The 24,469-nt window shown below is 67.6% G+C and carries 22 protein-coding genes; 14 read left to right on the top strand and 8 right to left on the bottom strand.

Annotated elements, in window-relative coordinates:
- The first annotated feature begins 31 nt into the window (after positions 1-31).
- The 4 genes from AC5P8Z_RS15135 (at position 32) to AC5P8Z_RS15120 (ending at position 4,155) form a co-directional block, all read left to right on the top strand.
- Positions 32-1,090, top strand: coding sequence for a LacI family DNA-binding transcriptional regulator (locus tag AC5P8Z_RS15135; RefSeq protein ID WP_106549175.1), 1,059 nt, complete (start codon positions 32-34; stop codon positions 1,088-1,090).
- A gap of 193 nt (positions 1,091-1,283) precedes the next feature.
- Positions 1,284-2,132, top strand: coding sequence for a 5-dehydro-4-deoxy-D-glucuronate isomerase (gene kduI, locus AC5P8Z_RS15130; RefSeq protein WP_285318591.1), 849 nt, complete (start codon positions 1,284-1,286; stop codon positions 2,130-2,132).
- A gap of 80 nt (positions 2,133-2,212) precedes the next feature.
- Positions 2,213-2,968: a 2-dehydro-3-deoxy-D-gluconate 5-dehydrogenase KduD gene (kduD, locus tag AC5P8Z_RS15125; RefSeq protein ID WP_125429153.1), complete on the top strand. Its 756-nt coding sequence runs from the start codon at positions 2,213-2,215 to the stop codon at positions 2,966-2,968.
- Between the two features lie 92 nt (positions 2,969-3,060).
- Positions 3,061-4,155 (top strand): GDSL-type esterase/lipase family protein, encoded by a 1,095-nt coding sequence (locus tag AC5P8Z_RS15120; protein WP_495229424.1) that lies wholly within the window; start codon positions 3,061-3,063, stop codon positions 4,153-4,155.
- Positions 4,156-4,210: 55 nt separating this feature from the next.
- Here AC5P8Z_RS15120 and AC5P8Z_RS15115 read toward each other — a convergent pair whose 3' ends face one another.
- Both AC5P8Z_RS15115 and phhA read right to left on the bottom strand, forming a co-directional pair.
- Complete coding sequence (locus AC5P8Z_RS15115; RefSeq protein ID WP_495229423.1) at positions 4,211-4,870, bottom strand: DMP19 family protein; 660 nt, start codon at positions 4,868-4,870, stop codon at positions 4,211-4,213.
- A 31-nt stretch (positions 4,871-4,901) separates the two neighbouring features.
- Positions 4,902-5,795, bottom strand: a complete 894-nt coding sequence (gene phhA / locus AC5P8Z_RS15110) for a phenylalanine 4-monooxygenase (RefSeq protein ID WP_295566488.1) — start codon at positions 5,793-5,795, stop codon at positions 4,902-4,904.
- 125 nt (positions 5,796-5,920) lie between these two features.
- Here phhA and AC5P8Z_RS15105 point away from each other — a divergent pair, with 125 nt between their 5' ends.
- Positions 5,921-6,406 (top strand): Lrp/AsnC family transcriptional regulator, encoded by a 486-nt coding sequence (locus tag AC5P8Z_RS15105; protein ID WP_164137061.1) that lies wholly within the window; start codon positions 5,921-5,923, stop codon positions 6,404-6,406.
- 40 nt (positions 6,407-6,446) lie between these two features.
- Here the strand turns inward: AC5P8Z_RS15105 and AC5P8Z_RS15100 are convergent, their stop codons facing one another.
- Together AC5P8Z_RS15100 and AC5P8Z_RS15095 are read right to left on the bottom strand one after the other, a co-directional pair.
- On the bottom strand, positions 6,447-7,439 hold the full coding sequence (locus AC5P8Z_RS15100; protein ID WP_286070479.1) for a patatin-like phospholipase family protein: 993 nt from the start codon (positions 7,437-7,439) through the stop codon (positions 6,447-6,449).
- 145 nt (positions 7,440-7,584) lie between these two features.
- Positions 7,585-8,598: a TIGR00266 family protein gene (locus AC5P8Z_RS15095; protein ID WP_286070480.1), complete on the bottom strand. Its 1,014-nt coding sequence runs from the start codon at positions 8,596-8,598 to the stop codon at positions 7,585-7,587.
- A gap of 158 nt (positions 8,599-8,756) precedes the next feature.
- On the opposite strand from AC5P8Z_RS15095, the gene AC5P8Z_RS15090 reads away from it, so the two are divergent.
- Positions 8,757-11,027, top strand: coding sequence for a TonB-dependent receptor (locus AC5P8Z_RS15090; protein WP_286070481.1), 2,271 nt, complete (start codon positions 8,757-8,759; stop codon positions 11,025-11,027).
- A gap of 132 nt (positions 11,028-11,159) precedes the next feature.
- Here AC5P8Z_RS15090 and AC5P8Z_RS15085 read toward each other — a convergent pair whose 3' ends face one another.
- On the bottom strand, positions 11,160-11,999 hold the full coding sequence (locus AC5P8Z_RS15085) for an acid phosphatase (protein WP_286070482.1): 840 nt from the start codon (positions 11,997-11,999) through the stop codon (positions 11,160-11,162).
- Between the two features lie 261 nt (positions 12,000-12,260).
- Between AC5P8Z_RS15085 and AC5P8Z_RS15080 the strand changes: the two genes are divergently transcribed.
- Both AC5P8Z_RS15080 and AC5P8Z_RS15075 read left to right on the top strand, forming a co-directional pair.
- Positions 12,261-13,139, top strand: a complete 879-nt coding sequence (locus tag AC5P8Z_RS15080; protein WP_286070483.1) for a lipase family protein — start codon at positions 12,261-12,263, stop codon at positions 13,137-13,139.
- An 11-nt stretch (positions 13,140-13,150) separates the two neighbouring features.
- On the top strand, positions 13,151-14,353 hold the full coding sequence (locus tag AC5P8Z_RS15075; RefSeq protein ID WP_286070484.1) for a DUF4785 domain-containing protein: 1,203 nt from the start codon (positions 13,151-13,153) through the stop codon (positions 14,351-14,353).
- Positions 14,354-14,567: 214 nt separating this feature from the next.
- Here the strand turns inward: AC5P8Z_RS15075 and AC5P8Z_RS15070 are convergent, their stop codons facing one another.
- Positions 14,568-15,389 carry an ABC transporter ATP-binding protein gene (locus AC5P8Z_RS15070; protein ID WP_295566501.1) on the bottom strand — a complete coding sequence of 274 codons (822 nt, stop codon included), beginning with the start codon at positions 15,387-15,389 and terminating at the stop codon, positions 14,568-14,570.
- 211 nt (positions 15,390-15,600) lie between these two features.
- Between AC5P8Z_RS15070 and AC5P8Z_RS15065 the strand changes: the two genes are divergently transcribed.
- From AC5P8Z_RS15065 to AC5P8Z_RS15050, 4 genes are all read left to right on the top strand, one after another.
- On the top strand, positions 15,601-16,743 hold the full coding sequence (locus AC5P8Z_RS15065; protein ID WP_495229421.1) for a DesA family fatty acid desaturase: 1,143 nt from the start codon (positions 15,601-15,603) through the stop codon (positions 16,741-16,743).
- Positions 16,740-17,072: an EF-hand domain-containing protein gene (locus AC5P8Z_RS15060; RefSeq protein ID WP_495229420.1), complete on the top strand. Its 333-nt coding sequence runs from the start codon at positions 16,740-16,742 to the stop codon at positions 17,070-17,072. The genes AC5P8Z_RS15065 and AC5P8Z_RS15060 overlap by 4 nt, the downstream gene beginning before the upstream one ends.
- Before the next feature lie 60 nt (positions 17,073-17,132).
- A complete protein-coding gene (gene mutM / locus AC5P8Z_RS15055) occupies positions 17,133-17,945 on the top strand; it encodes a bifunctional DNA-formamidopyrimidine glycosylase/DNA-(apurinic or apyrimidinic site) lyase (RefSeq protein ID WP_495229419.1) in 813 nt (270 codons plus the stop codon).
- Between the two features lie 105 nt (positions 17,946-18,050).
- Positions 18,051-19,655, top strand: coding sequence for an OpgD/OpgG family glucan biosynthesis protein (locus AC5P8Z_RS15050; RefSeq protein WP_495229418.1), 1,605 nt, complete (start codon positions 18,051-18,053; stop codon positions 19,653-19,655).
- A 732-nt stretch (positions 19,656-20,387) separates the two neighbouring features.
- Here AC5P8Z_RS15050 and AC5P8Z_RS15045 read toward each other — a convergent pair.
- On the bottom strand, positions 20,388-21,008 hold the full coding sequence (locus AC5P8Z_RS15045; RefSeq protein WP_495229417.1) for a thymidine kinase: 621 nt from the start codon (positions 21,006-21,008) through the stop codon (positions 20,388-20,390).
- Between the two features lie 101 nt (positions 21,009-21,109).
- Here AC5P8Z_RS15045 and AC5P8Z_RS15040 point away from each other — a divergent pair, with 101 nt between their 5' ends.
- Both AC5P8Z_RS15040 and AC5P8Z_RS15035 read left to right on the top strand, forming a co-directional pair.
- Entirely contained in the window at positions 21,110-23,086 is a 1,977-nt protein-coding gene (locus tag AC5P8Z_RS15040; RefSeq protein WP_286070491.1) for a UvrD-helicase domain-containing protein, read from the top strand.
- Positions 23,087-23,192: 106 nt separating this feature from the next.
- Complete coding sequence (locus AC5P8Z_RS15035) at positions 23,193-23,720, top strand: GNAT family N-acetyltransferase (RefSeq protein WP_286070492.1); 528 nt, start codon at positions 23,193-23,195, stop codon at positions 23,718-23,720.
- Positions 23,721-23,803: 83 nt separating this feature from the next.
- On the opposite strand, the gene AC5P8Z_RS15030 is transcribed toward AC5P8Z_RS15035, so the two are convergent.
- Positions 23,804-24,454 (bottom strand): YceH family protein, encoded by a 651-nt coding sequence (locus tag AC5P8Z_RS15030; RefSeq protein WP_286070493.1) that lies wholly within the window; start codon positions 24,452-24,454, stop codon positions 23,804-23,806.
- Positions 24,455-24,469 lie beyond the last annotated feature (15 nt).

Here is a 24,469-nt window from a genome sequence, read left to right as displayed (position 1 = left end):
CCGGAATTCCCAGACTTATCGGGTTCAAAACATGTCAGTGCGCAACAAGAACGATGCCGCTACGCCGGCATTGGCGAAGGGCAAGGCAGCCACCATCAACGACATCGCGCGACTGTCGGGCGTATCCAAGAAAACGGTTTCAAGAATCATCAACAATTCACCCCTGGTGCGCAGGGACACGCGTGACAAGGTGGAAGCGCTGATGCGCGAGGTAGGCTACACGCCCGATCCGCTGGCCCGCGGCCTTGCGTTCCGCCGCTCTTTCCTGATCGGCATGGTCTACGACAACCCCACCGCGCAGTACATCGTGGATATGCAATACGGTGCGCTGGACGCGCTGCGCGGCTCCAGCTTCGAGCTGGTGGTGCATCCCTGCGACAGCCGCAGCCCGGGCTACATCGACGGCGTGCGTCGCTTCGTACAGCAGCAGAAGCTGCACGGAGTGATCCTGGTACCGCGTGCCTCGGAGGACCAGGCGCTGGCCGACATGCTGGACGAGATCGGCTGCCGTTTCACCCGTGTGGCTGCGTTGCCGCTGGACGAGACCTCGCAGATGGTGGTCACCCACGACCGTGACGGCGCTGCCGAAGCCGCGGACTATCTGCTGTCGCTGGGCCACAGCGACATTGCCCTGGTGACCGGTCCGAGTGCGTACCGTTCGGCCCACGAACGTACCGCCGGCTTCATCGAAGCACTGGCACAGCGCGGCATCGAACTGCCGAAGGACCGCATCATCGAGGCCGGCTATACCTTTGAATCCGGTGTGGCCGCGGCCGAGAAGCTGCTGCTGGGCAAGCGCCGGCCGACCGCCATCTTCACCGGCAACGATGAAATGGCCGCGGGCATCTACAAGGTGGCGCTGCGCGCGGGTATCAACATTCCCCGGCAGCTGTCCATCGTCGGCTATGACGACAGCCCGCTGGCTTCACGCCTGTGGCCCTCGCTGACATCGGTGCGGCGGCACACCCGCGACACCGGGCGCACCGCTGCAGCGATGCTGATCCAGCCGGAAGGCCAGACTGCGCTGCCCATTGCCAGCGTGCGGCCGCACCTGATCGTGCGCGATTCCTGCCAGCCGCCGGAGGATTGATCCCGCAGGGATCAATCCTGCAGGTCACGGCCGTTGGTCGTGACCCTCCCACCTGCCCCATCCCATCGATAAGGCTCGCTCCGCTTCCCGCCATCGTGCGGCGCAAAATGACACCGGTTTCCTGTCTGGCTAGAATCGACCGGGAACCGCGCCGGGGCCGACCCGTCGGCCCGCCCCCCGCTCTGGAGAAACCATGTACAGCAAGACCCACTACGCCACCCATCCCGATGCCATCAACGGCGCCAGCAATGACCAGCTGCGCGACCTGTACCTGCTCGACGGACTGTTCAACGCCGGTGCGGTGACGCTCAAGTACACCCACTACGAGCGCTTCGTGATTGGTGGCGCCGCCCCCGTCGACGCTCCGCTGGCCCTGCCGAAGCAGACCGAGCCCGCGTCGGCCGCAGGCCATCCGTTCCTTGAGCGTCGCGAGCTGGGCGTGATCAACGTCGGCAGCGGCACCGGTACGGTCACCGTGGACGGGACCGCCTACACGCTGGGACCGAAGGACGGTCTGTATGTGGCGATGGGCAGCGAGGAGGTTGTATTCGCTTCCAGTGACGCGGCCAACCCGGCCCAGTTCTACCTGGCGTCCACGCCGGCCCATGCCCGCTTCGAAACCAAGCAGCTGTCGATCAAGGACGCAGTGGCGCTGGACCGCGGCGCGCTGGAAACCAGCAACGAGCGCACCATCTACCAGTACATCGTGCCGGCGACCTGCCAGTCCTCGCAGTTGCTTCTGGGCCTGACCGTGCTCAAGCCGGGCAGCGTATGGAACACCATGCCGCCGCACCTGCACGACCGCCGCAGCGAGGTCTATTTCTACTTCGACCTGGGCGACAGCGACCGCGTCTACCACTTCATGGGCGAGCCGGCCGCGCAGCGCCACATCGTGATCCAGAACAACGAAGCCGTGGTGTCGCCGCCGTGGTCGATCCACATGGGTGCCGGTACCAGCAACTATGCCTTCATCTGGGCGATGGGCGGCGAGAACCTGGACTACACCGACATGCACGTGCTGGACATCTGCCAGCTGAAGTAAGCCCTGCACGGCCGCCGCACACCGCGTGGCGGCGGCCGTCACCGTGACTCCGCTCACCTCCATCAAGGAATGCATACGCAATGGCTAATCCCTTCAGCCTGGAAGGCAAGGTCGCTCTGGTCACCGGTGGCAACACCGGCCTGGGGCAGGGCATCGCCGTGGCGCTGGCCGCCGCGGGTGCCGATGTCGCCGTGGCTGGCATCGCGCCGCCTACCGACACCATTGAAAAGATCACCGCGCTGGGCCGCCGATGCCTGGCCATCGAAGCCAACCTGATCAGCATCGAGCCGGTGGCACGCGTCGTCCGCGAAACCATCGACGGGCTGGGCGGGCTGGATATCCTGGTCAACAATGCCGGCCTGATCCGCCGCGCCGACGCCGTGGACTTCAGCGAGCAGGACTGGGACGACGTGATGAACGTCAACATCAAGTCAGCGTTCTTCATCTCGCAGGCGGCCGGCCGCCACTTCATCGAACAGGGCCGCGGCAAGATCATCAACATCGCCTCGATGCTGTCCTTCCAGGGCGGTATCCGCGTGCCGTCCTACACCGCAAGCAAGAGCGGCATCGCCGGCATCACCCGTCTGCTGGCCAACGAGTGGGCAGGCAAGGGCGTGAACATCAACGCCATCGCGCCGGGCTACATGGCCACGGACAACACGGCCCAGCTGCGTGCCGATGCGGACCGCAACAAGGCGATTCTCGAGCGCATCCCGGCGGGCCGCTGGGGCACGCCGGACGACCTGGCCGGCGCAGCGGTGTTCCTGGCTTCGTCTGCGTCGGACTACGTGAACGGCGCCGTGTTGCCGGTCGATGGCGGCTGGCTGGCGCGCTGAAGCGTGTTGTTCTGTAGCGCCGAGCCATGCTCGGCTGCTGCACATTGATCGAAAAGCAGCCGAGCAAGGCTCGGCTCTACCGGGGCCACGCCATGCGCAACCTGCTGCTGTTGCTGCTGTTGTCGTGCACCACCGCGCAGGCGGCGCCGACGCGGCTGTTCATTGCCGGCGATTCCACCGCCGCCGAATACGGGCCGGAACGCGCGCCGCAGGCGGGCTGGGGCCAGGCGCTGCAGAGCTACCTGGACCCGGCACGCTTCGAGGTACACAACCACGCCAAGGGCGGGCGCAGCACGCGCAGCTTCATCGACGAAGGGCGCCTTGACGCGATCGCCAGCGAGCTGCGCCGCGGCGACGTGCTGCTGATCCAGTTCGGCCACAACGATGCGAAGTTCGAAGACCGCACGCGTTACACCGATCCGGACACCGACTATCCGCGCCTGCTGATGCGCTACGTGGAGGTGGCGCGTGACAAGGGCGCAACGCCGGTGCTGGTCACGCCGGTGGCGCGGCTGCTGTACGACTTCGGTTCACTGCTGGATACGCATGCGCGCTACACGTTGGCGATGCAGCAGCTGGCGGCGCGCGAGCGCGTCGCGCTGATCGAGCTCAACGATCGCAGCACGCGCTGGATCCGTGCGCTGGGCGAGCAGGGTGCACGTCCGTATTTCCTGTTCGTGCCCGGGCAGAACAAGGCCGACGGCACCCACTTCAGCGTGGCCGGTGCCCATGCGGTGGCCTGCCTGGTGCTGCGCGAGGCGGTGCCGCTGCTGCCTGCACTGCAGGCGGCGCTGCTGCGTGATATCGACTGCGACGTGATGGGCGCAGCGCAGGGCGCCGATGCGCAGCCGCCCTCGCAGGTGCTGCACGAAGACACGGTTGCACGCATCCAGCCCGGCCCGCATGGCGGCGCCGGGCCGACCACCGCGTACCCGTTCTTCGCCGACACGGACCTGCCGTTCGTGCTGCGCAAGCGCGTGCTGCACAAGGGCGCCGGCATCGGCCTGCATCCACAGCACAAGGATGAGATCTATTACATCATCAGCGGGCAGGGCAGCTACGTGCTGGATGGCAAGCAGCACGACGTGCGCGCAGGCCACGCATTGCTGACCCGCATCGGCAGCACGCACGCGCTGCAGCAGGTGGGTGAGGAGGATCTGGTGCTGCTGCTGGTGTACCCGCGCTGATTGAAACGCAGCCGAGCATGGGCTCGGCTCTACAGAACAGCGCCGGCGTGCATGCTCATCGTCGTTCGACAGGTTCCGGGCCGAAGTGCTTCAGCCCCAACCTGGCCAGGTCTTCCGGTCGCTCGAAATAGGCTTCGTCGAAGGCGTGCAGCGCCTCCTGCTCCTGTTCGGTCATCGCGCCGTACAGGTCGGTCAGTTGCTTGACCGCCGGGTCATCTTCCAGCCGGTCGACCAGCCCGCGCATGCCGGCCAGGATCGCGTGGGTCTGCGCCGCGCCCATCGCCTGCAGCGCACGCAGCGCCAGCTGGCAGGTCGGGTCGCCCCAGTTGCACAGGAACTGCATGAAGCCGCCGTTGTTGATGTCCGCTTCCATGCGCCACAGCGCCACCAGCTGCTGGTCTTCGTCGGACAGCGCATCCAGCGTCCACGCGGCTGCCTTCAGTCGCGCCAGCGCGGCCTCGTAGCGGTCATCCCACACCTGGTTGGGGATATCGACCACGCCCGTCTCGCGCGGCGGCAGCAGCGCAGGCCAGTTCACGCCCAACCCACTGGCGGTGGCCACCCAGTCCGCGCGTTGCTCAGGCGTGGCTTCGAACAGCGCCGGCGTCCAGCGCAGCGGCTGGCGGGTACGGCGGCCATCGGCCAGGGTCAGCACGATGAAGTCGTCGTCGAAAGCGACATCGGTTACGCGCAGCGAAGCAAATGCATCCGTCATGCCGTGCAGGATACCCGCGCGGCAGCGCGCATCACACGTCGCCGCCGTCCGCCCAGCCTTCACCCGTGCCGGCCTGGAACACGTGGTCGTCGGCCTGCACATCACCGGCTGGTAGGTGCGCCTGGTCGGCCAGTGCGGCGTAGATCGGGGTGAAGTCCGGCGAGGTCGCCTGCATCAGCTGTTCGAAGCTGTCGATGACGAAGTAGGTCTTCTGGAAGGTGTCGATGCGGTACTTCGTGCGCATGATCCGCTGCAGGTCGAAGCCGATGCGGTTCGGCGCGGCCGATTCCAGCGAGTACAGCGATTCGCCCTTTGACGACACGATGCCCGCACCGTAGATGCGCAGGCCATCGGGCGTATTGATCAGGCCAAATTCCACGGTGTACCAGTACAGGCGGGTCAGGTTCTGCAGCGCGTCCAGACCGATGGCGTGCGCTTTGACGCCGCCACGGCCGTACGCTTCCATGTAATCGGCGAACACCGGGTTCATCAGCAACGGCACGTGGCCGAACAGATCGTGGAACAGGTCCGGCTCGGCGATGTAGTCGATCTGGTCCGGGCGACGGATCCACCAGGTCACCGGAAAGCGGCGGTTGGCCAGGTGGTCGAAGAAATCCAGTTCCGGCAGCAGGCCTTCCACGCCGACCAGGGTCCAGCCGGTGGCGGCGCCAAGCACTTCGTTGAGCTGGTCGAAGCGCGGGATCATGTGCGCGCTCATGCCCATCTCGTCCTGCGCATCCAGGAATTCCTGGCAGGCGCGGCCGACCAGCAGTTCGCGCTGGCGCTGGTACAGCGTGCTCCAGGTGGCGTGGTCGTCGGCGGTATAGGTGTCCCACGGCTGCTCGACGAGCGCGGTGGTGTACACCGGCACGTAGCCCTTGTCGGTCTGCTGGTGTTCGACGCGGCGGGGCTGGGCGAGGTCCATGGGGCACTCCTGGATGAGATACCCACGATGCTAGGGCAGAGCTCGCGCAACAGGGTTGCAAAAGTTGCGCCGAATGGGCTCGGTGGCGCAATATCCTTGCGCACTCACCATGTTGCGGGGCAACAATGGCCGGAGAAGTCCAGTTCGATCGCACGGATATACGCCTGCTGGCCGAAATCCAGCGGGATGGTCGCGCCACCAACGCTGAACTGGCGGCGCGGGTGAACCTGTCGCCCTCGGCCTGCCTGCGCCGCCTGCAGCGGCTGGAAAGCGAGGGCGTGATCGTCGGCTACGGTGCGCGGCTGGAACCGCGGCAGCTGCGCCTGGGCCTGCAGGCCTTCGTGCGGGTGCAGCTGGAAAAGCACGACCAGGCCGCCATCGGCCACTTCGTGGACAGTGTGCAAGCGTGGGATGAAGTGGTGGCCTGCCATGCGCTGACCGGCGACATGGACTATCTGCTGCACGTCTACGTGCGCGACCTGGAGCACTTCTCGCGCTTCCTGCTGGACCGCCTGCTCAACGCCGGTGGCGTGGCCGATGCCAATTCCAGCTTCGTGCTGCGTACCGTGAAGGGCTTCCAGGCGTTGCCGCTGTCGCAGCTGGAGCCCTGAGCGACCACCGGGGCGTGCCCGGTGGCCAGCCATCAACGGATCAGCACTTGTCCTTGCGGCCCATCAGCTTGCCCAGACGCGAGGCTTCCTCGCACTTGGGTGCAGCCACCGGCGGCGGTGCGGCTGCGGCGGCACGTGCGCGCTGCAGCTGCTGGATCTTCGCGCGGATCTGCGGCATCGCCGCCATCGCGGCCTTTTCACCTTCCAGGATCGCGGTGCCGCGCTGGCTGAAATCAGCGGCGCCGATGTCCAGTACCTTCGGCCGGATGACCACGTCGGCGCGCGCCAGTTCCTGCTCGCCCAGGCGCTGGCCCATGATCGAGATGGACTGGTTGACGATGCCGAGCATGCCGGTCGGTGCCTTGCCGCTGGCCTTGCTGGAGATGTCCACGGCGATCACGAAGTCGGCGCCGAGCTGGCGCGCGGCATCCACCGGCACCGGGCTGACCACGCCACCATCGATGTAGTTGCGGCCGCCGATCTTCACCGGCTCGAACACGCCGGGAATGCTGCTGGAGGCGCGCACGGCCTGGCCGACGTTGCCGCGCACGAAGATCGCGCGCTCGCCTGTTTCCAGCTGGGTCGCGACTGCGGCGAACGGCTTCTTCAGGCGCTCGGCGGGGCGGTTGGCGACCTGCTCGTTGACGTAGTCCTGCAGCTTCTGGCCCTGCACCAGGCCACCGGAGAACAGGCGCACGTCGCGGATGCTGGCTTCATCCAGCGCCACCGCCTTGCTCTGCATCTGGAACGCATCCATGCCGCTGGCATACAGCGCGCCGACCACGCTGCCGGCGCTGGTGCCCGACACCACCACCGGCTCGAAGCCATTGGCCTCCAGCATCTTGATCACGCCGATGTGGGCAAAGCCCTTGGCCGCACCGCCACCGAGGGCGATACCGATCTTCACCGGCTTGGCCTGCGGCACCACGGTCGGTGCCGGCGGCGGCGTGGGGCGGACCGGGTCGCCACCGCAGCCGGCCAGCAGGCCGATCAGGGCGACGGACAGCAGCATGCGGGGGCGGAACAGGCTCATCGGCAGTGCGCTCGCGGCGCCGGATTCGGGAAAGGGCGCCAGCATACCGAAGCGGTGGCGGGGCGGGCAGGGTGGGGGAGCTGCCTATTCAGGAAATGGAGCGCGGGCGGGGCCGGCCAAGGTCGGCACCGCCCGGGCGAGGGGCTCAGAACCGGTTGTCGCCGTCCAGCATCCGGCCCAGGCCGCCCAGCACCGAGCCTTCGCCGCGGCTCTGGCCGCCGCCCTGCGGCGCCGCCAACCACATGCGCCCGGCCAGGCGCGAGAACGGCAGCGACTGCAGCCAGACCTTGCCCGGGCCGGTCAGCGTGGCCAGGAACACGCCCTCGCCTCCGAACAGCATGCTCTTGATGCCGGTGACCCGGCGTACGTCCATGTCCACGGTCGGGTGGTAGGCCACGACGCAGCCGGTATCCACGTCCAGGCGCTCACCTGCGGCCAGCTCGCGCTCGACCACGCAGCCACCGGCGTGGATGAACACCCAGCCGTCCCCTTCCAGCTTCTGCATGATGAAGCCTTCGCCACCGAACAGGCCGGTCATGATCTTGCGCTGGAACTGCACGCCGATCTGCACGCCGCGCGCACCGGCCAGGAAGCTGTCCTTCTGGCAGATCAGGCGGCCGCCGTGCTGGTCCAGTTTCATCGCCAGCACGGTGCCGGGGTAGGGCGCGGCGAAGGCGACCTTGCCCTTGCCATGGCCGCTCTGGGTGTAGACGGTGGCGAACAGGCTCTCGCCGGTCAGCACGCGCTTGCCGGCGGCCATCACCTTGCCCATGAAGCCGCCCTGGACGCCGTTGGCGGCGCCGAACACGGTATCCATCTGCACCGTGGCGTCCTTGAACATCAGTGCACCGGCCTCGGCGATGGCGCTCTCGCCGGGGTCGAGCTCGATCTCCACGAACTGCATTTCATGGCCGACGATGCGGAACTCGATGTCGTCGGCGCGGCCGCTGACGCCTGCCGGTACCGGCGGCGGGGTATTGGGCATGCCCGGCGCCGGCGCCTGCAGCTCGGCCACCTCGGCGATCGGCGTCCACCCGCTCATGCCCTGGCACCAGGCCAGGGCGCGTGGATTGGCCTGGGCGTAGCGGCGCGCGGCCTCGTCATCAAGCGGGCCGACGCGCTCGGCCTGGGCGGAGGCGTGGAAGAACCACTGGGTCATGGCGGCGGGTCCGTCGCGGTGGAAACCCCGAGTCTAGCGAGCGCCCGGGGGCGTCGGCGACGGGGCCATGAACGGCGGGCGTTTGCGGCGCAGGTGCTGTATTGCAACAATTATCTGGTAGCGCCGTTTTACCACCCCTCCAAACACAGCCTACCGCCATGTCCCCGACCCGCACTTCCCGTGGCCGCCTTCCGGTCGCGCGCCCCCTCGTTGCCGCTCTTTCCGCCCTGCTGCCGCTGGTAGCAGCCGCCCAGGAAATCCCCGCTGCCAAGGATCCGGTTGCCCTCGATGCCCTGCAGGTGACCGCGCAGCGCCGCGTCGAGAACGCCAAGGACGTACCGGTCGCACTGAGCGCGATCCAGGGCGAGAAGCTGGATGTGCTCGGTTCGGCCGGCGATGACATCCGCTTCCTGGCCGCGCGCGTGCCCAGCCTCAACATCGAGTCGTCCTACGGCCGTGCCTTCCCGCGCTTCTACATCCGCGGCCTGGGCAACACCGATTTCGACCTCAATGCCTCGCAGCCGGTGTCGCTGGTGTACGACGACGTGGTGCAGGAAAGCCCGCTGCTGAAGGGCTTCCCGCTGTTCGACCTGGCCAACGTGGAAGTGCTGCGTGGCCCACAGGGCACCCTGTTCGGCCGCAACACCCCGGCCGGCGTGGTCAAGTTCGATTCGGCACGCCCGTCGCAGGATGCCGATGGCTACATCCGCGTGGGCTATGGCAGCTACAACAGCTGGAACGTGCAGGGTGCCTACGGCGGCCCGCTGACCGATCGCTGGTCGGCACGTGTCTCGGCCATCTACCAGCGCCGCGACGACTGGGTCGACAACACCCGTGCTGGTGCCCCCAACAGTGGCTTCGAAGGCTATGACGAATCCGCAGGCCGCGTGCAGTTCCTGTACGAAGGCGACGACTTCGAAGCGCTGTTCAACCTGCACAAGCGCAAGCTCAACGGCACCGCGCGCCTGTTCCGCGCCAACATCATCCAGAAGGGCGGCAATTCGCTGGTCGAGAACTTCGACCGCGACAAGGTGGCCAACGATGGCGTCAACTTCTCGGACCTGGACACCTGGGGCGGCAGCGCGCGCCTGCAGTGGAACCTCGGCTCGGTGACGCTGCACTCGATCACCGGCTACGAGACCGCCGAATCGCTCAACCGTGGCGACATCGACGGTGGCTACGGTGCAGCCTTCCTCGGTGCCGGCAATTACGGCCCGGGCCTGATTCCGTTCTCGTCGGAGTCGGCCGACGGCCTGCCGCACCACCGCCAGTGGACGCAGGAAGTGCGCATCGAGTCCAACGAATGGGGCCGCTTCGACTGGCAGGCCGGCGTCTTCTACTTCGATGAAGACGTGACCATCAACAACTTCAACTACGACTCGCTGACCCCGGGCAATCCGCAGACCGGCCACGTGGTGCAGAACCAGCGCAACAAGGCGTGGGCGGTGTTCGCTTCGGGCGACTTCGATGTCACCGACCGCTTCAAGCTGCGCGCCGGCGTGCGCTACACCCAGGACAAGAAGGACTTCAGCGCCAGCGTGCTGCAGGCCGTGCCGTTCGGCACCCCGGTCAGCGGCCCGTACCTGGCCAACACCGACGTCAACGACGTCAGCTGGGATGTCAGCGGCGTGTACAAGCTGACCGACGACATCAACGCCTACGCCCGCGTGGCCAAGGGCTTCCGTGCGCCGTCCATCCAGGGCCGCCTGGCCTTCGCGCCGGGCCTGTCGCAGGCCGATTCGGAGAAGGTCATCTCGTATGAGGCCGGCATCAAGGCCGACCTGTTCGAGCGCCGTGCGCGCCTGGGCCTGAGCGTGTTCCGCTACAACGTCGACGGCCAGCAGCTGATCGCCGTGGGCGGCAGCAACAACACCGCCACCCTGCTCAATGCCGACAAGACCATTGGCCAGGGCGTGGAGCTGGACCTGGAGGCCTACCTGGCCGACAACGTCCTGCTGACCTTCGGCAGCAGCTACAACGACACCGAGATCAAGGACAAGAACCTGGCGGTGGCGATCTGCGGCGGTGGCTGCACCATCACCGACCCGACCACGGTGATCAACGGCCAGACCTACGCACTGGTCAACGGCAACCCGTTGCCGCAGGCACCGAAGTGGATCCACAACGCGACCCTGCGCGTGGGCTTCCCGCTCAGCGACGGCAGCGAGCTGTACGCCTACACCGACTGGGCCTACCGCAGTGCGGTGAACTTCTTCATCTACGAGTCGCCGGAGTTCCGCGGCCGTAGTTCGCTGGAAGGTGGCCTGCGCCTGGGCTACAACTGGGATTACGGCCAGTACGACGTGGCCGTGTTCGGCCGCAACCTGACCAACCAGACCCGCGTGGTCGGTGCGATCGACTTCAACAACCTGACCGGCTTCCTCAACGAGCCGCGCACCTGGGGCGTGGAGTTCACCGCGAAGTTCTGATGCGTTGGCTGCGTTGATGCAATGAAGAAGGGCCGGCGCAATGCCGGCCCTTCTGTTTCCTGCTTCATGTAGAGCCGAGCCTGCGCTCGGCTGCTCTGAGCCGAGCATGGCTCGGCTCTACAGAGGCATGGCTTACAGCGCGCTCTGCGGGCGCACCTTCAGCACCGCGTTTTCGGTGGCGCAGTCACGGCTGGAATGCAGGCCGGCCTTGCGTGCGGCGGCGATCTCCCTGCGCGCGGCCAGCAGGTCCTTGTTGAATGCGGCGTTGTCGTGCAGGCGGGCCACGGCGGCGGCGCCCATGAAGCGGCCTTCCAGGATGTCGCTCTGCCAGTGCACGTTGCACACCAGGCGGCTCTCGCCGTAGTTGCGGCCGCGGGCCTGGATGGCATCGGCGCGGTCCGGCACGATCTCCGACAGGATCAGTGCCCAGGCCCAGCCGATCGAGGTGTGGCCGGACGGGTAGGAGCCGTTCTTGCGCAGGCCTTCTTCATCCTTCGGTGAACAGGTCGGTTCACCGTTGACCATGAACGGGCGCGGGCGCTGGTAGTGGTTCTTGGCCGCCTTGGTGGCGGCGCTGGCGTCGATCCGGCTGCGCTCCAGCAGTCGGTACAGCGCCGGGGTCTTCACCGCGTCGACGTCGATGTCGGCGGCGCAGGAGAAGTGGTTGGCGCCTTCCGGGAAGCCGAGTTCGGCATCGACGCCGGCCTGTGCGAAGCGCGGGCTGCCACGCAGCGCGCGGGCTTCACGGCTGACCTGTTCGTCCAGCGCGAGCGCGGCCGAACCGGCCACCGGCGGCGCCGGCACCAGGTCCAGGCTGGCCGGGACCGCATCCTTGTCCAGGTAGCCCACGGCCTTGGTGGTGATGTTGGCTTCGACGGCGGTCGGCTTGGCGGCGGTGGCGGCACAACCGGCCAGGGCCACGGCCACGGCAAGGCCGAGCAGCGGGCGGGCAGGGTGGGAAATCAGCGACATGGACGGGCTCCGGAGAAAAACATCGCGCCATGATCGCAGTCCGTGTACGACACCGCAGTGGCCATCGGTCATACGGCCAGACCCGGCATGGTCATTGCCGCGATATGAAAAAACGTCACCGAGTGGCGTCAGTCTCCTGAATCCGGGCGCAGCGCACGGACTTTCACGCCGCTGCACCGCGAGCATCGGCACAACGGCAAGCGCCAGGGCCGTCCAGTTCCAGCCGGGTCGGGGGGATCCGCTGACAGAGGGAGAGAAGCGATGCGCAGCACCGCAACAGGAAGTACCGTCCTGGCCCTGCTCCTCGGGCTTGCAGCAACGCCGGCGCAGGCCGCCGACGTGGTCGGCGTGGCCTTCGTGCATGGCACCGGCGCGCAGACCAACGCCACCCAGGACTACTGGCAGCCGGCCATCATCGACACCGTGCGCCAGGGCCTGCCGAACAGCAGCAACTACGTGGTCATCAACTGCGACTTCACCCAGTACATGTGGAAGCCGGAGGCCGCCGGCTGCCTGGCCAACCAGCTCACCAGCTTCATCGACAGCCGCGGCATCACCCAGCTGGTGGTGATCACCCATTCCAACGGCGGCAACGTGGTGCGCTGGATCCTGTCCAACCCGACCTACGACAGCCGGTACCCGAAGATCATCCGCACGGTGCGCAAGGTCACCGCGCTGGCACCGTCCTCGGCGGGCACGCCGCTGGCCGATGCGGTGCTCAACGGCAATACCTTTGAAACCTCGCTGGGCTGGCTGCTGGGCTACAAGAACGACGCGGTGCGGCAGCAGCAGGTGGCGAGCATGGCCGCCTACAACGCGCAGAACCTGTACGGCACCGCAGGCCGTCCCGCCCTGCCCAAGCCGTTCCGCGCGGTGGTCGGCAGTGACGTGGAATCGGCGGTGTGGGACAGCAACAGCTACTGCGGTGGCTATGCCGCAAATGTCGGCCTGGAGTTCACGCAGAACTGGTTGTCCTCCTGCTCCGACGGCTTCCTGGAGTGCAGCAGCCAGAAGGCCGCCGGCACCACCTGGTTCACCGACAAGCAGCGTACCCAGGGGGCGGAGCCGCTCAGCCACAACCAGAGCCGCCGCGAGTGCTTCGGCCTCGGCACGATCCTGCGCAACGACCTGACCCAGTGAGGGAGACGACCATGACGATCCATTCCACCCTGCTGGCCAGCGCGGTGCTGGCGGCGCTGTCCCTCTCCACCGCACAGGCTGCGCAGCCGTTGAACGCCGCACGTGCCGGCGACCAGGTACCGGCCGCGCTGGTTGCCGCGCCGTTGCCGGCCGATGACAGCGAACGCGTACCGCTGTCCTTCGCCTGGGCGTTGGACCCGGCACAACCGCTGCAGGCGGCCACGCCGTATGCCTCTGTCAGCCGCAGCTACTGGCAGCAGGTCGATGGCGCGCAGCTGCAACGCGGCGTGGATCTGCCGCTGACCGCCGCCGACGCGGTGATCCAGCTGAGCCCGGCCGAAGGCGCGCGTGCAGTGCCGGCCAACACGTTGCAGGTGCGTGACCCGGCCGGGCGCAGCAGCGTGGCGCGCAGTGTCGACGCACGTGCGCTGCAGCAGGCCGGCATGCCGGTGGGTGATGGCAGCAGCATGCTGCGCACCGGCGCGACCAGTGCGGCCGGTGCGTACACGCTGCAGAGCACGCAGGCACAGGGCCGCTACGTGGTGCAGGTGCTGGAGCCGAACAGCCCGCTGCGGCTGGAAGTGCAGGCCAACCAGGCGCAGGTGCTGGCCGGTGGCAACGTGCAGCTGCAGGCACGCTTGCTTGAAGACGGTGCCACCACCGCGCAGATGGCCTCGCGCCGCGGCAGCCTGGGCGGTGAAGCCCTGCTGGTCGCACCGGATGGACGCAGCTGGCCGCAGCGGTTGCTGCGCACCACCGATGGTGCCCTGCGTGCGCAGGTGCGGATCCCCGCTGACGTCGGCACCGTGCAGGGGCTGTGGGAACTGCAGGTGTTCGCCCAGGCCGATGGTGTGCTGCGCGATGGCAAGGTGGCCTTCGCGGTGGCGCGGCCGACCGCGCGCTTCAGTGGCCAGGCGGCACCGGATCCGGCCAGCCGCCAGGTGGCGTTGCCGCTGCAGATAGCTGCAGCGGGCCGCTACGAGGCGCGCGGCACGCTGTATGCCACCGGCCGCGATGGCCAGCTGAAGCCGGTCGCGCAGGCGCATGCGGCGGCGTGGTTCGATGGACCGGGTGCAGGCCAGCTCGTGCTGCCGTTCGACCAGGCTGCGTTGCCGGCCGGTTTCGGTGCGCCGTACGAGCTGCGCGACCTGCAGCTGCAGGACCAGAGCCGGATGGCACCGATCGAATCGCGCGCGCTCGCGTTGCGGTTCTGAGGTTGGGCACAGCGGGCCGGGATCCGGCCCGCTGCATCGACATCATGACGGGACGGCCTGCCGGGGGGGTAGAGTCGACTGTTAGTCGACTATCGCGCGCAGCGCGGGATTTTTGCGATCCAGGCGAAAGGCAGTCGACTAACAGTCGACTCTACCGCCGTGGGTTTCCCGGGCCCATCGGTTTCCGAGCCGGCCGGTTTCCGAGCCCGTCGCCTTATCCCGCGTACGCGGTCAGCCGGCCTTCCTGCTCGCATACGGTAATCGCGCCGCCGAACACCGCCGACAGCGGTTCGTTGCGCAGCAGCTCGGCGCGGGTGCCATCGGCCAGCACACGGCCATCGCGCAACAGCACCACGCGTTCGATCTCGGGAATGATCTCTTCGATGTGGTGGGTCACCAGCACCAGGGTGATGCCCTGCTGGGCGAGCACCCGCATGGTCGCCACCAGCTGTTCGCGGGCGACCAGGTCCAGCCCGGTGGAGGGCTCGTCCAGCAGCAGCGCCTGTGGCCGGTTGACCAGCGCCCGCGCGATCAGCACCCGGCGGGTCTCGCCGGCCGACAGCTCGGCATAGGCACGCTCGCGCAGTGCCAGCGCGCCGGTCATCGCCAGCGTCTCAGCGACGCGTGCACGCATGTCGGCGGTCACTTCGCGGAAGGCCGGTACCACGTAGCTGGCAAAGAAGCCGGACAGCACCGCCTGTTCCACGGTCAGCCCGGGCATGTCGGCCAGGTTGCTGCTGAGATCGCCAGTGACGATGCCCAGCTGCGAACGCAGCCGGTCCACCTGCCAGCGGTTCTGCCCCAGCACCTTCACCGCCACCGCGCCCTCGCCCTGGGCCAGCGGGTACAGCTCGCGGGTGATCAGCTTGATGAAGGTCGACTTGCCGCAGCCGTTGGGGCCGAGCAGGGCGGTGTGCTGGCCCTGCGCGATGCGCAGGCTGAGCCCGTGCAGCACCTTCACCTGGCCACGCACCACGGTGGCACGGTCCAGTTCGATCAACGGGGGCTGCTCCGCGACGGGCGGGGCGGCGGTCATGGCGCTGGCGCGTGGATCAAGGCTCGACAACTCAGGTCCCCAACTGTGAACGGTGCCACGGAAGGCGGACGAAATCGCCGCCGCAGGGATGCAGTTTGCAACGCAAGCGCCCATGATGTCTGCCATCCCCGCGTCGATCCGGAGAGCCTTCATGCCTGATGCCCTGATGTCCCTGTTGACCGGTGGTGTGATCGGCCTGGGCTCGTAGGCCATGCTGGCGGTGCTGCTGGTCTTCACCCAGATCACCATCTTCTCGGTGACCCTGTACCTGCACCGCAGCCAGGCCCATCGCGGGGTCGACTTCCATCCGGCGCTGGCCCATGTGTTCCGCTTCTGGCTGTGGCTCACCACCTCGATGATCACCCGCGAGTGGGTGGCCATCCATCGCAAGCACCACGCCAAGGTGGAGACCGAGGACGACCCGCACAGCCCGGTCACACGTGGCATCGGCAAGGTGTTCTGGCACGGCGTGGAGCTGTACCGCGAAGCGCGCGGCATGCGCGCGGACATCGAGCAGTACGGGCGTGGCACCCCGGATGATGCGATCGAGCGTCACCTGTATACCCCGCATGCCACGCTCGGCCCGGTGCTGCTGCTGGCGATCAACAGCGTGTTGTTCGGCTTGCCCGGCGTGGCCCTGTGGGCGATCCAGATGGCGTGGATCCCGTTCTGGGCCGCCGGTGTGGTCAATGGGCTGGGGCACTGGTGGGGGTACCGCAACTACGAATCGGCCGATACCTCCACCAACCTGACGCCGTGGGGGTTCTGGATCGGTGGCGAGGAACTGCACAACAACCACCACGCCTTCCCCAGTTCGGCGCGCTTTGCGATGCGGCGCTGGGAGTTCGACATCGGCTGGAGTGCGATCCGCCTGCTGCAGGCGCTGCGCCTGGCCAAGGTACTGCGGGTGGCGCCGGCCATGGACGTGCGCCCGAATATCACCGTACCCGATGCCGAAACCCTGAAGGCGCTGCTCTCGCACCGTTTCCAGGCGATGACCGATTACCAGCGCAATGTGTTCATGCCGGCCCTGCGCGAGGAAGCCGCTCACGCCGGCGCCAAGCTGCGCCGCCTGCTGCCGCGTCGTCTGCGCCGTGGCCTGGTCAATGATGGCCGCTGGTTGAAGCCGGACAGCCGCGTCCAGCTCAGCGCATGGGTGGCACAGCGGCCACGCATCCGGACCCTGGTCGAGTACCGCGGCCGCTTGGCAGCCTTGCTGGAAGCGCGCGGCCACGATGCGGCCGAGCGCCTGCACCAGCTGCAGGCGTGGTGCCGCGAGGCCGAGGAAAGCGGTATCGTGGCGTTGCAGGCTTACGCCGCACGATTGAAGGGCTACAGCCTGGTGGGCGCGTGAGGGCAGGGTACGGACTACTGCTGGCGGCGCTGCTGCCGGGCGCGGTGATGGCCCAGGTCACCGACACCGCCAGCTACCTGCAGCGGATGGACAGCGATGGTGACGGCAAGGTCAGCGAGGCCGAGTACGTGCAGTGGATGCTGTATGCCTTCGACCGCATGGACCGTAACGGCGATGGCGTGCTGAGCGCCGAGGAGCTGCCCGGCGGCAAGGGCAGGGCGATCAGCCGCGATCAGCAGCGGCAGGTGATCATGAAGCGCTTCCACACGCAGGACGCCAACGGTGATGGCTTCCTGGATGCGCGTGAACTGGCGGCACCGCCGCGCTGACCCTGTACCATCGCCGGGCCATGCCCGGCGGCTTCGCATGGCCCGGCGTAGAATCACCGCATGCCTGAACTGCCCGAAGTCGAAACCACCCGCCGCGGCCTGGCGCCGCATCTGGAAGGCCGCCGCGTCCATGGCGTGATCCTGCGCCGCGCCGACCTGCGCTGGCCGATTCCGCCGGAAGTGGCCGAACTGCTGCCGGGACAGCGCATCGAGGACATCCGTCGCCGCGCCAAGTACCTGCTGCTGGACACCGCCGTCGGCAGTGCCGTGCTGCACCTGGGCATGTCCGGCAGCCTGCGCGTGCTGCCCGGCGATACCCCGCTGCGCGCCCACGACCATGTGGATATCAGCCTGGACAACGGCCGCCTGCTGCGCTTCAACGACCCGCGCCGCTTTGGCAGCCTGCTCTGGCAGCCGGCCGGCGAGATCCACCCGCTGCTGCAGGGGCTGGGCCCGGAGCCGCTGGATGATGCCTTCGATGGGGACTACCTGTTCGCGCGCAGCCGCGGCCGCAGCGCGCCGGTGAAGACGTTCCTGATGGACCAGGCGGTGGTGGTGGGCGTGGGCAACATCTACGCCGCCGAAAGCCTGTTCAAGGCCGGCATCAGCCCGCTGCGCGAGGCGGGAAAGATCGCGCGCGAGCGCTACCAGCGGCTGGCCGACGCGGTGAAGGAGATCCTCGGCTACGCCATCACCCGTGGCGGCACCACCCTGCGCGACTTCATCAGCCCGGACGGCGCGCCGGGCTACTTCGAGCAGGAACTGCTGGTCTACGGCCGCGATGGGCTGCCGTGCCCGAACTGTGGCCGCGCGCTGAAGCACGCCACCATCGGCCAGCGCGCCAGCGTCTGGTGCAGCCACTGCCAGCGCTGAGCCGGGCGGCCAGCGGCAGCTGAACGGGCAGGGCGCGTCTCCGCTGCCCGTTAACGTTTGTCTGCCTATGATGGCCGACCTTCCCTCTGTGCCTGACGCGCCTGCATGCAACGACGCGACTTCATCCGCAATGCCTCCCTCGCCCTGGCTGCATTCGGCCTGCCGTCCCTGCCCGCGTGCGCGGCCAGCAAGAGCGGCCAGATGGGCCTGCGCCGCCTCGGCCAGCCGCAGCCGTTCGACTTCGCCACCCTGAAAGGCCAGGCGCGCGCGTTGGCGCAGGCGCCCTACAAGAGCCACAAGCGGGTGCTGCCGGGTCGCCTGGAAGGGTTGGACTGGGACCAGTACCAGTCGATCGGCTACCGCCAGGACCACGCCCTGTGGGCCGACCAGCCGGGCAAGTTCCAGGCCAAGTTCTTCCACCTGGGCCTGTACTTCCATTCGCCGGTGCGCATGTTCGACGTGGTCGACGGCAAGGCGCAGGAGCTGGCCTATGACGGCGCGGCGTTCAACTACGGCAAGAGCGGCATCAAGGACGGCGAGCTGCCGGCCGATCTGGGCTTCGCCGGGTTCCGCCTCAACACCCGCAAGGACACCGACCGCGACTTTGCCGCGTTCCTTGGCGCCAGCTACTTCCGCGCCGTCGGCAAGGAAGGCCAGTACGGCCAGTCCGCGCGTGGCCTGGCGATCGACACCGGCATGGGCAAGCCGGAGGAATTCCCGGACTTCATCGCCTACTACCTGGAGCAGCCGTCGGCCGATTCGGAGACGATCGTGGTCTACGGCCTGCTGGATTCGCCCAGCGTGGCCGGCGCCTATCGTTTCGCGATCACCAATGGCGACGTGCTGCTGATGGACATCGACAGTGCGCTGTACCCGCGCAAGGCGATCGAGCGGTTGGGCATCGCCCCGTGCACCAGCATGTACCAGGTGGGTGAGAACGACCGTCGCATGGCATGGGACTGGCGCCCGGAGATCCACGATACCGACGGCCTGTCGCTGTGGACCGGTGCCGGCGAATGGATCTGGCGGCCGCTGCTGAACCCGCGCAACCTGCGTTTCAACATGTTCGTGGACCGCAACCCGCGCGGCTTTGGCCTGCTGCAGCGTGACCGCAACTTCGACCACTACCAGGACGACGGCGTGTTCTACGAGAAGCGCCCGTGCCTGTGGGTGGAGCCGAAGGGCGAGTGGGGCGAGGGCTCGGTGCAGCTGGTGGAGATTCCCACCGTGGACGAGACCTTCGACAACATCGTCGCCTTCTGGAACCCGAAGGAAAAACCGCAGCCGGGCCAGGAGCTGCTGGTCGGCTACCGCCTGTACTGGGGCGCCGAACCGCCGGCACGCCCGCCGTTGGCGCACTGCGTGGCCAGCCGTACCGGCCTGGGCGGCGTGGTCGGCAAGAAGCGCGAGTACTTCAGCTGGCGCTTCGCGGTGGACTTCGAAGGGGGCGAGCTGGCCACGCTGATCGACAAGGCCGAGGTCGAGGCGGTGGTGGAAGCCAGCCGCGGCCGGGTCGAGATCGTGTCGGCGCGCCCGCTGCGCGAGATCAACGGCTACCGCGCGATGTTCGACCTGGTGCCGCCGGAAGGCAGTACCGAGCAGATCGACATCCGCCTGTTCCTGCGCAGTGGTGGCAAGACCCTCACCGAGACGTGGCTGTACCAGTACACCCCGCCGCCGGCCGGTGCGCCGGAGCGCACGCTTTACTGAGTGGTTTGGGAGTGCAGGGCTTGCAGCCCTGCACCTGCTTCAAGCCACGTCTACGTCAACTTCAAAAGCTGGCTTTCCGTGGGAAGGCGGGGTGGGTCCGGTTGAGGGGGACGCTGCAAGTACGTCCATGTAAGCTCGGTCGCCGCATCCATGCGGCTCACGCCCCCTCAACCGGACCCACCCCGCCTTCGACAGTTTTCCGCGAGCTGTTGGAAGCTGCTGCTGACGGTGGGTGCCGACCGTTGGTCGGCACGGGCTCTGACCCCAGATGAATTTCGATATCTGACAGGTTCCATCCACGCATGGCGTAGATCTACTGGAACGGTGGTCTGCTCTCGTAGGTGTCGACCTGGGTCGACACAGTAGAGCCACGCCATGCGTGGATGCGTTTCGATATCAATTCGAAGTATTCGATTCCGATTGAGAGTCATCCACGCACGGCGTGGATCTACTGGCCGCTCCGACCCCATTTTGAATATCGATACCTGACAGATGTGCCGACCAACGGTCGGCACCGACCAACAGTCGTGGGGATCTGTCAGAGGTGGGGCGGTGTGGGTGGGCAGGACCGTTGGCGCCATCGATGGCGCCATCGAGCCCCCATGGATGGGTTTACGGCGTGTCCTGCCCACCCACACCGCCCCGCCATCCCACGGAATGCCGCTCCGGCTTTTGACGTTGCCGTTGCATTGAGCAGGTGCAGGGCTGCAAGCCCTGCAGAAGAACCACCTTTTACAGCGGCAGGGGCGCCTGCGCCGGGTCGATCCGCCCCTCACCACGGGTGATCTTCTTGAACTCGGCACGGCTCACCGACACGTAGCGTTCATTGCCGCCGATCTCGACCTGCGGGCCGTCCTGCACCGCATGGCCATGCTCGTCCACGCGCACCGTCATCGTCGCCTTCTTGCCGCTGTGGCAGATGGTCTTGATCTCCTGCATCTCGTCGGCCCAGGCCAGCAGGTACTGGCTGCCTTCGAACAGCTCGCCGCGGAAGTCGGTGCGCAAGCCGTAGCACAGCACCGGAATGCGCAGCTGGTCGACCACCTCGCTGAGCTGCCAGACCTGGGCACGTGTGAGGAACTGCGCTTCGTCCACCAGCACGCAGCCCATCGCCCCGTTGGCGGCCAGGTCCTGCTCGACCCACTGCTGCAGGTCGGTGTCACGGTCGAACGCCATGCCCTCGGCGCGCAGGCCGATGCGCGAGGCGACCACGCCGGCACCGGCACGGTCGTCCAGGCGCGGGGTCAGGATCGCCACCCGCATGCCACGTTCGCGGTAGTTGTGCGCGCTCTGCAGCAGGGTGGTGGTCTTGCCGGCGTTCATCGCCGAATAGTAGAAATAGAGCTTGGCCATCGGCTGATTGTACGCCGCTGCGCCGACGCGCCGACGCCGTTCAGCATCCCCACCGGCCGGCGGCTGTGGCCGTCACCCGGGCCCGCTACAATCCCTCTCCAATGCACGGTCTCAATCCCCCCCAAGCCGCCGCCGTCCTCCATATCGAAGGCCCCCTGCTGGTGCTGGCCGGTGCGGGCAGCGGCAAGACGCGCGTGATCGTGGAGAAGATCGCCCACCTGATCGGCTGTGGTCGCTATCCGGCCCGCCGTATCGCGGCGATCACCTTCACCAACAAGTCGGCCAAGGAAATGCGCGAGCGCGTGGCCAAGCGCCTGCGCGAGCAGGATGCCGACGAGGTGACCATCTGCACCTTCCACGCCCTGGGCCTGAAGTTCCTGCAGATCGAACACGCCGCCGTCGGCCTGAAGCGCGGCTTCTCGATCTTCGATGCCGATGATGCCGCTGCGCAGATCAAGGACCTGATGTCCGGGGCCAAGCCCGACGACATCGAGGACATGAAGAACCTGGTGTCGCGCGCGAAGAACGCCGGCCTGTCGCCCGAACAGGCGATGGCCGCCGCGCGCAGCAACCGCGAGAAGGAAGCGGCCAGCGTCTACGAGCGCTACCAGCTGCGCTTGACCGCGTTCAACGCCGTCGACTTCGATGACCTGATCCGTTTGCCGGTGCAGATCCTGGAAGAAAACCCGGAGATCGCGCTCGCCTGGCGCGAGCGCATCGGCTACCTGCTGGTGGACGAATGCCAGGACACCAACGACGCGCAGTACCGCCTGCTCAAGCAGCTGGCCGGTGAGAAGGGCAACTTCACCTGCGTGGGCGATGACGATCAGTCGATCTACGCCTGGCGTGGTGCCAACCCGGAAAACCTGCAGCAGATGGGGCGTGACTACCCCGCGCTGGAAATCATCAAACTGGAGCAGAACTACCGCTGCTCCAACCGCGTGCTGCGCGCGGCCAATGCGCTGATTGCCAACAACCCGCACGAGCATCTGAAGAAGCTGTGGAGCGACCAGGCTGACGGTGAGCGCATCCGCGTGTGGGAGTGCCGCAACAGTGAGCACGAAGCGGAAAAGGTGGCCGCCGAAATCGCCTTCGTGGCGCAGTCGCGCAACGTGCCGTGGAGTGATTTCTGCATCCTGTTCCGTGGCAACTTCCAGTCGCGCCCGCTGGAAAAGGCGATGCAGCTGCTGCGCATTCCCTACCACCTGACCGGCGGCACCATGTTCCTGGAACGCCAGGAAGTGAAGGACACGCTGGCCTGGCTGCGTCTGCTGGTGAACCCGGACGACGACACCGCGTTCATGCGGGCGGTGCAGTCGCCCAAGCGCGATGTGGGTGCAGGTACGCTGGCCAGGCTGGCCGAGCTGGCGCAGGAAAAGGACATGCCGATGGCGCATGTGGCCGAGACCATCGGCGCCCTGCAGCAGTTGCCGCCGCGCGCGGCCAACAGCCTGGCGCGCTTCACCGACATCCTGCGCGACCTGCGGGCGCAGATGCGCCAGGTGACCTCCGGCGACATGATCCGCAAGGTGGCCAAGGAATCGGGCCTGCTCAGCGAACTGCGCCAGCAGGCCAAGGAAGAGGCCAGCTACCAGCGCCGCGCCAACAACATCGAGGAGCTGGCGCAGTGGTTCGAGGGCGGCCCGCGCGGCGCCACCGCCGCCGACCTGGCCGGGCAGCTGGCGCTGCTGTCGCGCAGCGACAAGGACGAGGGCGGCAACCAGGTGCGCATGATGACCCTGCACGCCTCCAAGGGCCTGGAGTTCCCGTACGTGTTCATCGTCGGCTGCGAGGACGGCGTGCTGCCGCACCAGGTCAGCCTGGATGAGGGCAACCTGCAGGAAGAGCGGCGCCTGCTGTACGTGGGCATCACCCGCGCCAAGATCCAGCTGTGGATGAGTTACAGCAAGCTCACCCGCAAGTTCGGCGAGCATGTGCGGTTGAAGCCAAGCCGGTTCTTCGAGGAGATTCCGGCCGAGGAGATCCAGCGCGATGGCGCGGACCCGGTGGCGGATGCAGCGCGGAAGAAGGAGCGCGCTAGCGCGGGCTTGGCCGCCATCGAAGCGCTGTTTGATTGAGCGGAGCGCAGCTGTAGAGCCGAGCCCATGCTCGGCTTGCGCATCGACGGATCAGCCGAGCATGGGCTCGGCTCTACAATCGGCCTATCCCAGCGGAGCTCCGCGCATGCATCCCATCGAAAGCGAACGCCTGCGGCTGCGCCGCATCGAGCCGGACCGCGACGCGGCGCCGATGCTGGCCCTGCTCAACGATCCCGGCTTCCTGCGCTTCATCGGTGACCGCAACGTGCGCAGCGAGGAACAGGCGCGCGAGTACATCGCGCTGCGGGTGCTGCACAGCTATGCGCTGAACGGGTACGGCATGTACGCGATCGAGCGGCTCGCCGATGGCGCGTGGCTGGGCAACGCCGGCCTGGTGCGGCGTGATGGCCTGCCGGGGCCGGATATCGGTTATGCGGTGCTGTCCGAATTCGCGGGGCAGGGCTATGCCGGTGAGGCGGCGCGGGCGGTGTTCGCGCATGCGCGCGGAGCGCTGGGCCTGCACGACCTGTATGGCATCACCGACCTGGACAATGTGGCATCCGGGAGGATCCTGCTGGGGCTGGGCATGCAGGCGCGCGGGGTGATCCAGCTGCCGGGCGTGGAGAGTGCGAGCCGCCTGTATGCCACGCCGGGGGCGGCAGAGGTCGGGTAGTGCCGGCTGCTGGCCGGCAACCCGAGGTGGCGTTGGGGTCAGAGCCCGCGGTGCGGGATCCGACCCCGGTCGGCACCCACCCTTCAGCCGCGCAGTTCGGCCAGCTGTGCCTGCAGCTCGGCCACCGCCGCTTCCAGCTGGGCCACGCGCTCGGCCAGGCCCGGGTCGGCCGCGTCGCTGCCACCACCGCTGCTGGCGTACTTCGCGGCCAGCGCCGCGCCGTCCACTTCGCCGCACAACAGGTGCATGTAGCGGTCTTCGCGCTGGCCGCTGGCGCGCGGCAGCACCACCAGCAGCGCGCGCTGCTGCAGGCGCTCGATGGCATGGCGGGCTTCGTCGGTGTCAGCGAAGCGGTGCAGGCGCTCGCTGCGCGAGACCAACTCACCCAAGGTCTGCGGCCCACGCAGCAGCAGCATCGCCAGCAGCACGGTCTGCTGCCGGGTCAGGTCCAGCGCAGCCTGCAGGCGGTGCTCGTAGCGGTCCGCGCGCGAGGAGAAATGCTGGCGGGCCAGGCCCAGCGTCTCCAGCTGACGCAGCGCATGCTGCACGCTGCCGGCATCAACGTTCATCACCGGCTCGCGGGCGGTCTTCTGGTTGGCGGCCGACTGCGCCGCATTGACCGTCAGCGGGTAGGTGTCCGGGGTGGTCGCCTCCTTTTCCACCAGGCAGCCCAGCAGGCGGGCCTGCACGGCGTCGAGCAGGGGGACGTCGGGGGTCTGGCTGGAATCGGTCATGGCGGCCTCCGGAAG

The organism is Stenotrophomonas sp. YJH_SMC_17 (assembly GCF_059371655.1).
The sequence above is the reverse complement of the archived record's forward strand: the minus strand, read 5'-3'. Positions and strand labels throughout refer to the sequence as shown.

Coding starts and splice junctions, on each gene's coding strand:
- AC5P8Z_RS15120 (WP_495229424.1), top strand. CDS start 3,061: ATGCGCAACCTGCTGCTGTTGCTGCTGTTGTCGTGCACCACCGCGCAG.
- kduI (WP_285318591.1), top strand. CDS start 1,284: ATGTACAGCAAGACCCACTACGCCACCCATCCCGATGCCATCAACGGC.
- AC5P8Z_RS15100 (WP_286070479.1), bottom strand. CDS start 7,439: ATGAGCCTGTTCCGCCCCCGCATGCTGCTGTCCGTCGCCCTGATCGGC.
- AC5P8Z_RS15065 (WP_495229421.1), top strand. CDS start 15,601: ATGCTGGCGGTGCTGCTGGTCTTCACCCAGATCACCATCTTCTCGGTG.
- AC5P8Z_RS15035 (WP_286070492.1), top strand. CDS start 23,193: ATGCATCCCATCGAAAGCGAACGCCTGCGGCTGCGCCGCATCGAGCCG.
- AC5P8Z_RS15095 (WP_286070480.1), bottom strand. CDS start 8,598: ATGACCCAGTGGTTCTTCCACGCCTCCGCCCAGGCCGAGCGCGTCGGC.
- AC5P8Z_RS15070 (WP_295566501.1), bottom strand. CDS start 15,389: ATGACCGCCGCCCCGCCCGTCGCGGAGCAGCCCCCGTTGATCGAACTG.
- AC5P8Z_RS15105 (WP_164137061.1), top strand. CDS start 5,921: ATGGCCGGAGAAGTCCAGTTCGATCGCACGGATATACGCCTGCTGGCC.
- AC5P8Z_RS15080 (WP_286070483.1), top strand. CDS start 12,261: ATGCGCAGCACCGCAACAGGAAGTACCGTCCTGGCCCTGCTCCTCGGG.
- mutM (WP_495229419.1), top strand. CDS start 17,133: ATGCCTGAACTGCCCGAAGTCGAAACCACCCGCCGCGGCCTGGCGCCG.
- AC5P8Z_RS15075 (WP_286070484.1), top strand. CDS start 13,151: ATGACGATCCATTCCACCCTGCTGGCCAGCGCGGTGCTGGCGGCGCTG.
- AC5P8Z_RS15040 (WP_286070491.1), top strand. CDS start 21,110: ATGCACGGTCTCAATCCCCCCCAAGCCGCCGCCGTCCTCCATATCGAA.
- AC5P8Z_RS15135 (WP_106549175.1), top strand. CDS start 32: ATGTCAGTGCGCAACAAGAACGATGCCGCTACGCCGGCATTGGCGAAG.
- AC5P8Z_RS15115 (WP_495229423.1), bottom strand. CDS start 4,870: ATGACGGATGCATTTGCTTCGCTGCGCGTAACCGATGTCGCTTTCGAC.
- AC5P8Z_RS15045 (WP_495229417.1), bottom strand. CDS start 21,008: ATGGCCAAGCTCTATTTCTACTATTCGGCGATGAACGCCGGCAAGACC.
- phhA (WP_295566488.1), bottom strand. CDS start 5,795: ATGGACCTCGCCCAGCCCCGCCGCGTCGAACACCAGCAGACCGACAAG.
- AC5P8Z_RS15030 (WP_286070493.1), bottom strand. CDS start 24,454: ATGACCGATTCCAGCCAGACCCCCGACGTCCCCCTGCTCGACGCCGTG.
- AC5P8Z_RS15085 (WP_286070482.1), bottom strand. CDS start 11,999: ATGTCGCTGATTTCCCACCCTGCCCGCCCGCTGCTCGGCCTTGCCGTG.
- kduD (WP_125429153.1), top strand. CDS start 2,213: ATGGCTAATCCCTTCAGCCTGGAAGGCAAGGTCGCTCTGGTCACCGGT.
- AC5P8Z_RS15090 (WP_286070481.1), top strand. CDS start 8,757: ATGTCCCCGACCCGCACTTCCCGTGGCCGCCTTCCGGTCGCGCGCCCC.
- AC5P8Z_RS15050 (WP_495229418.1), top strand. CDS start 18,051: ATGCAACGACGCGACTTCATCCGCAATGCCTCCCTCGCCCTGGCTGCA.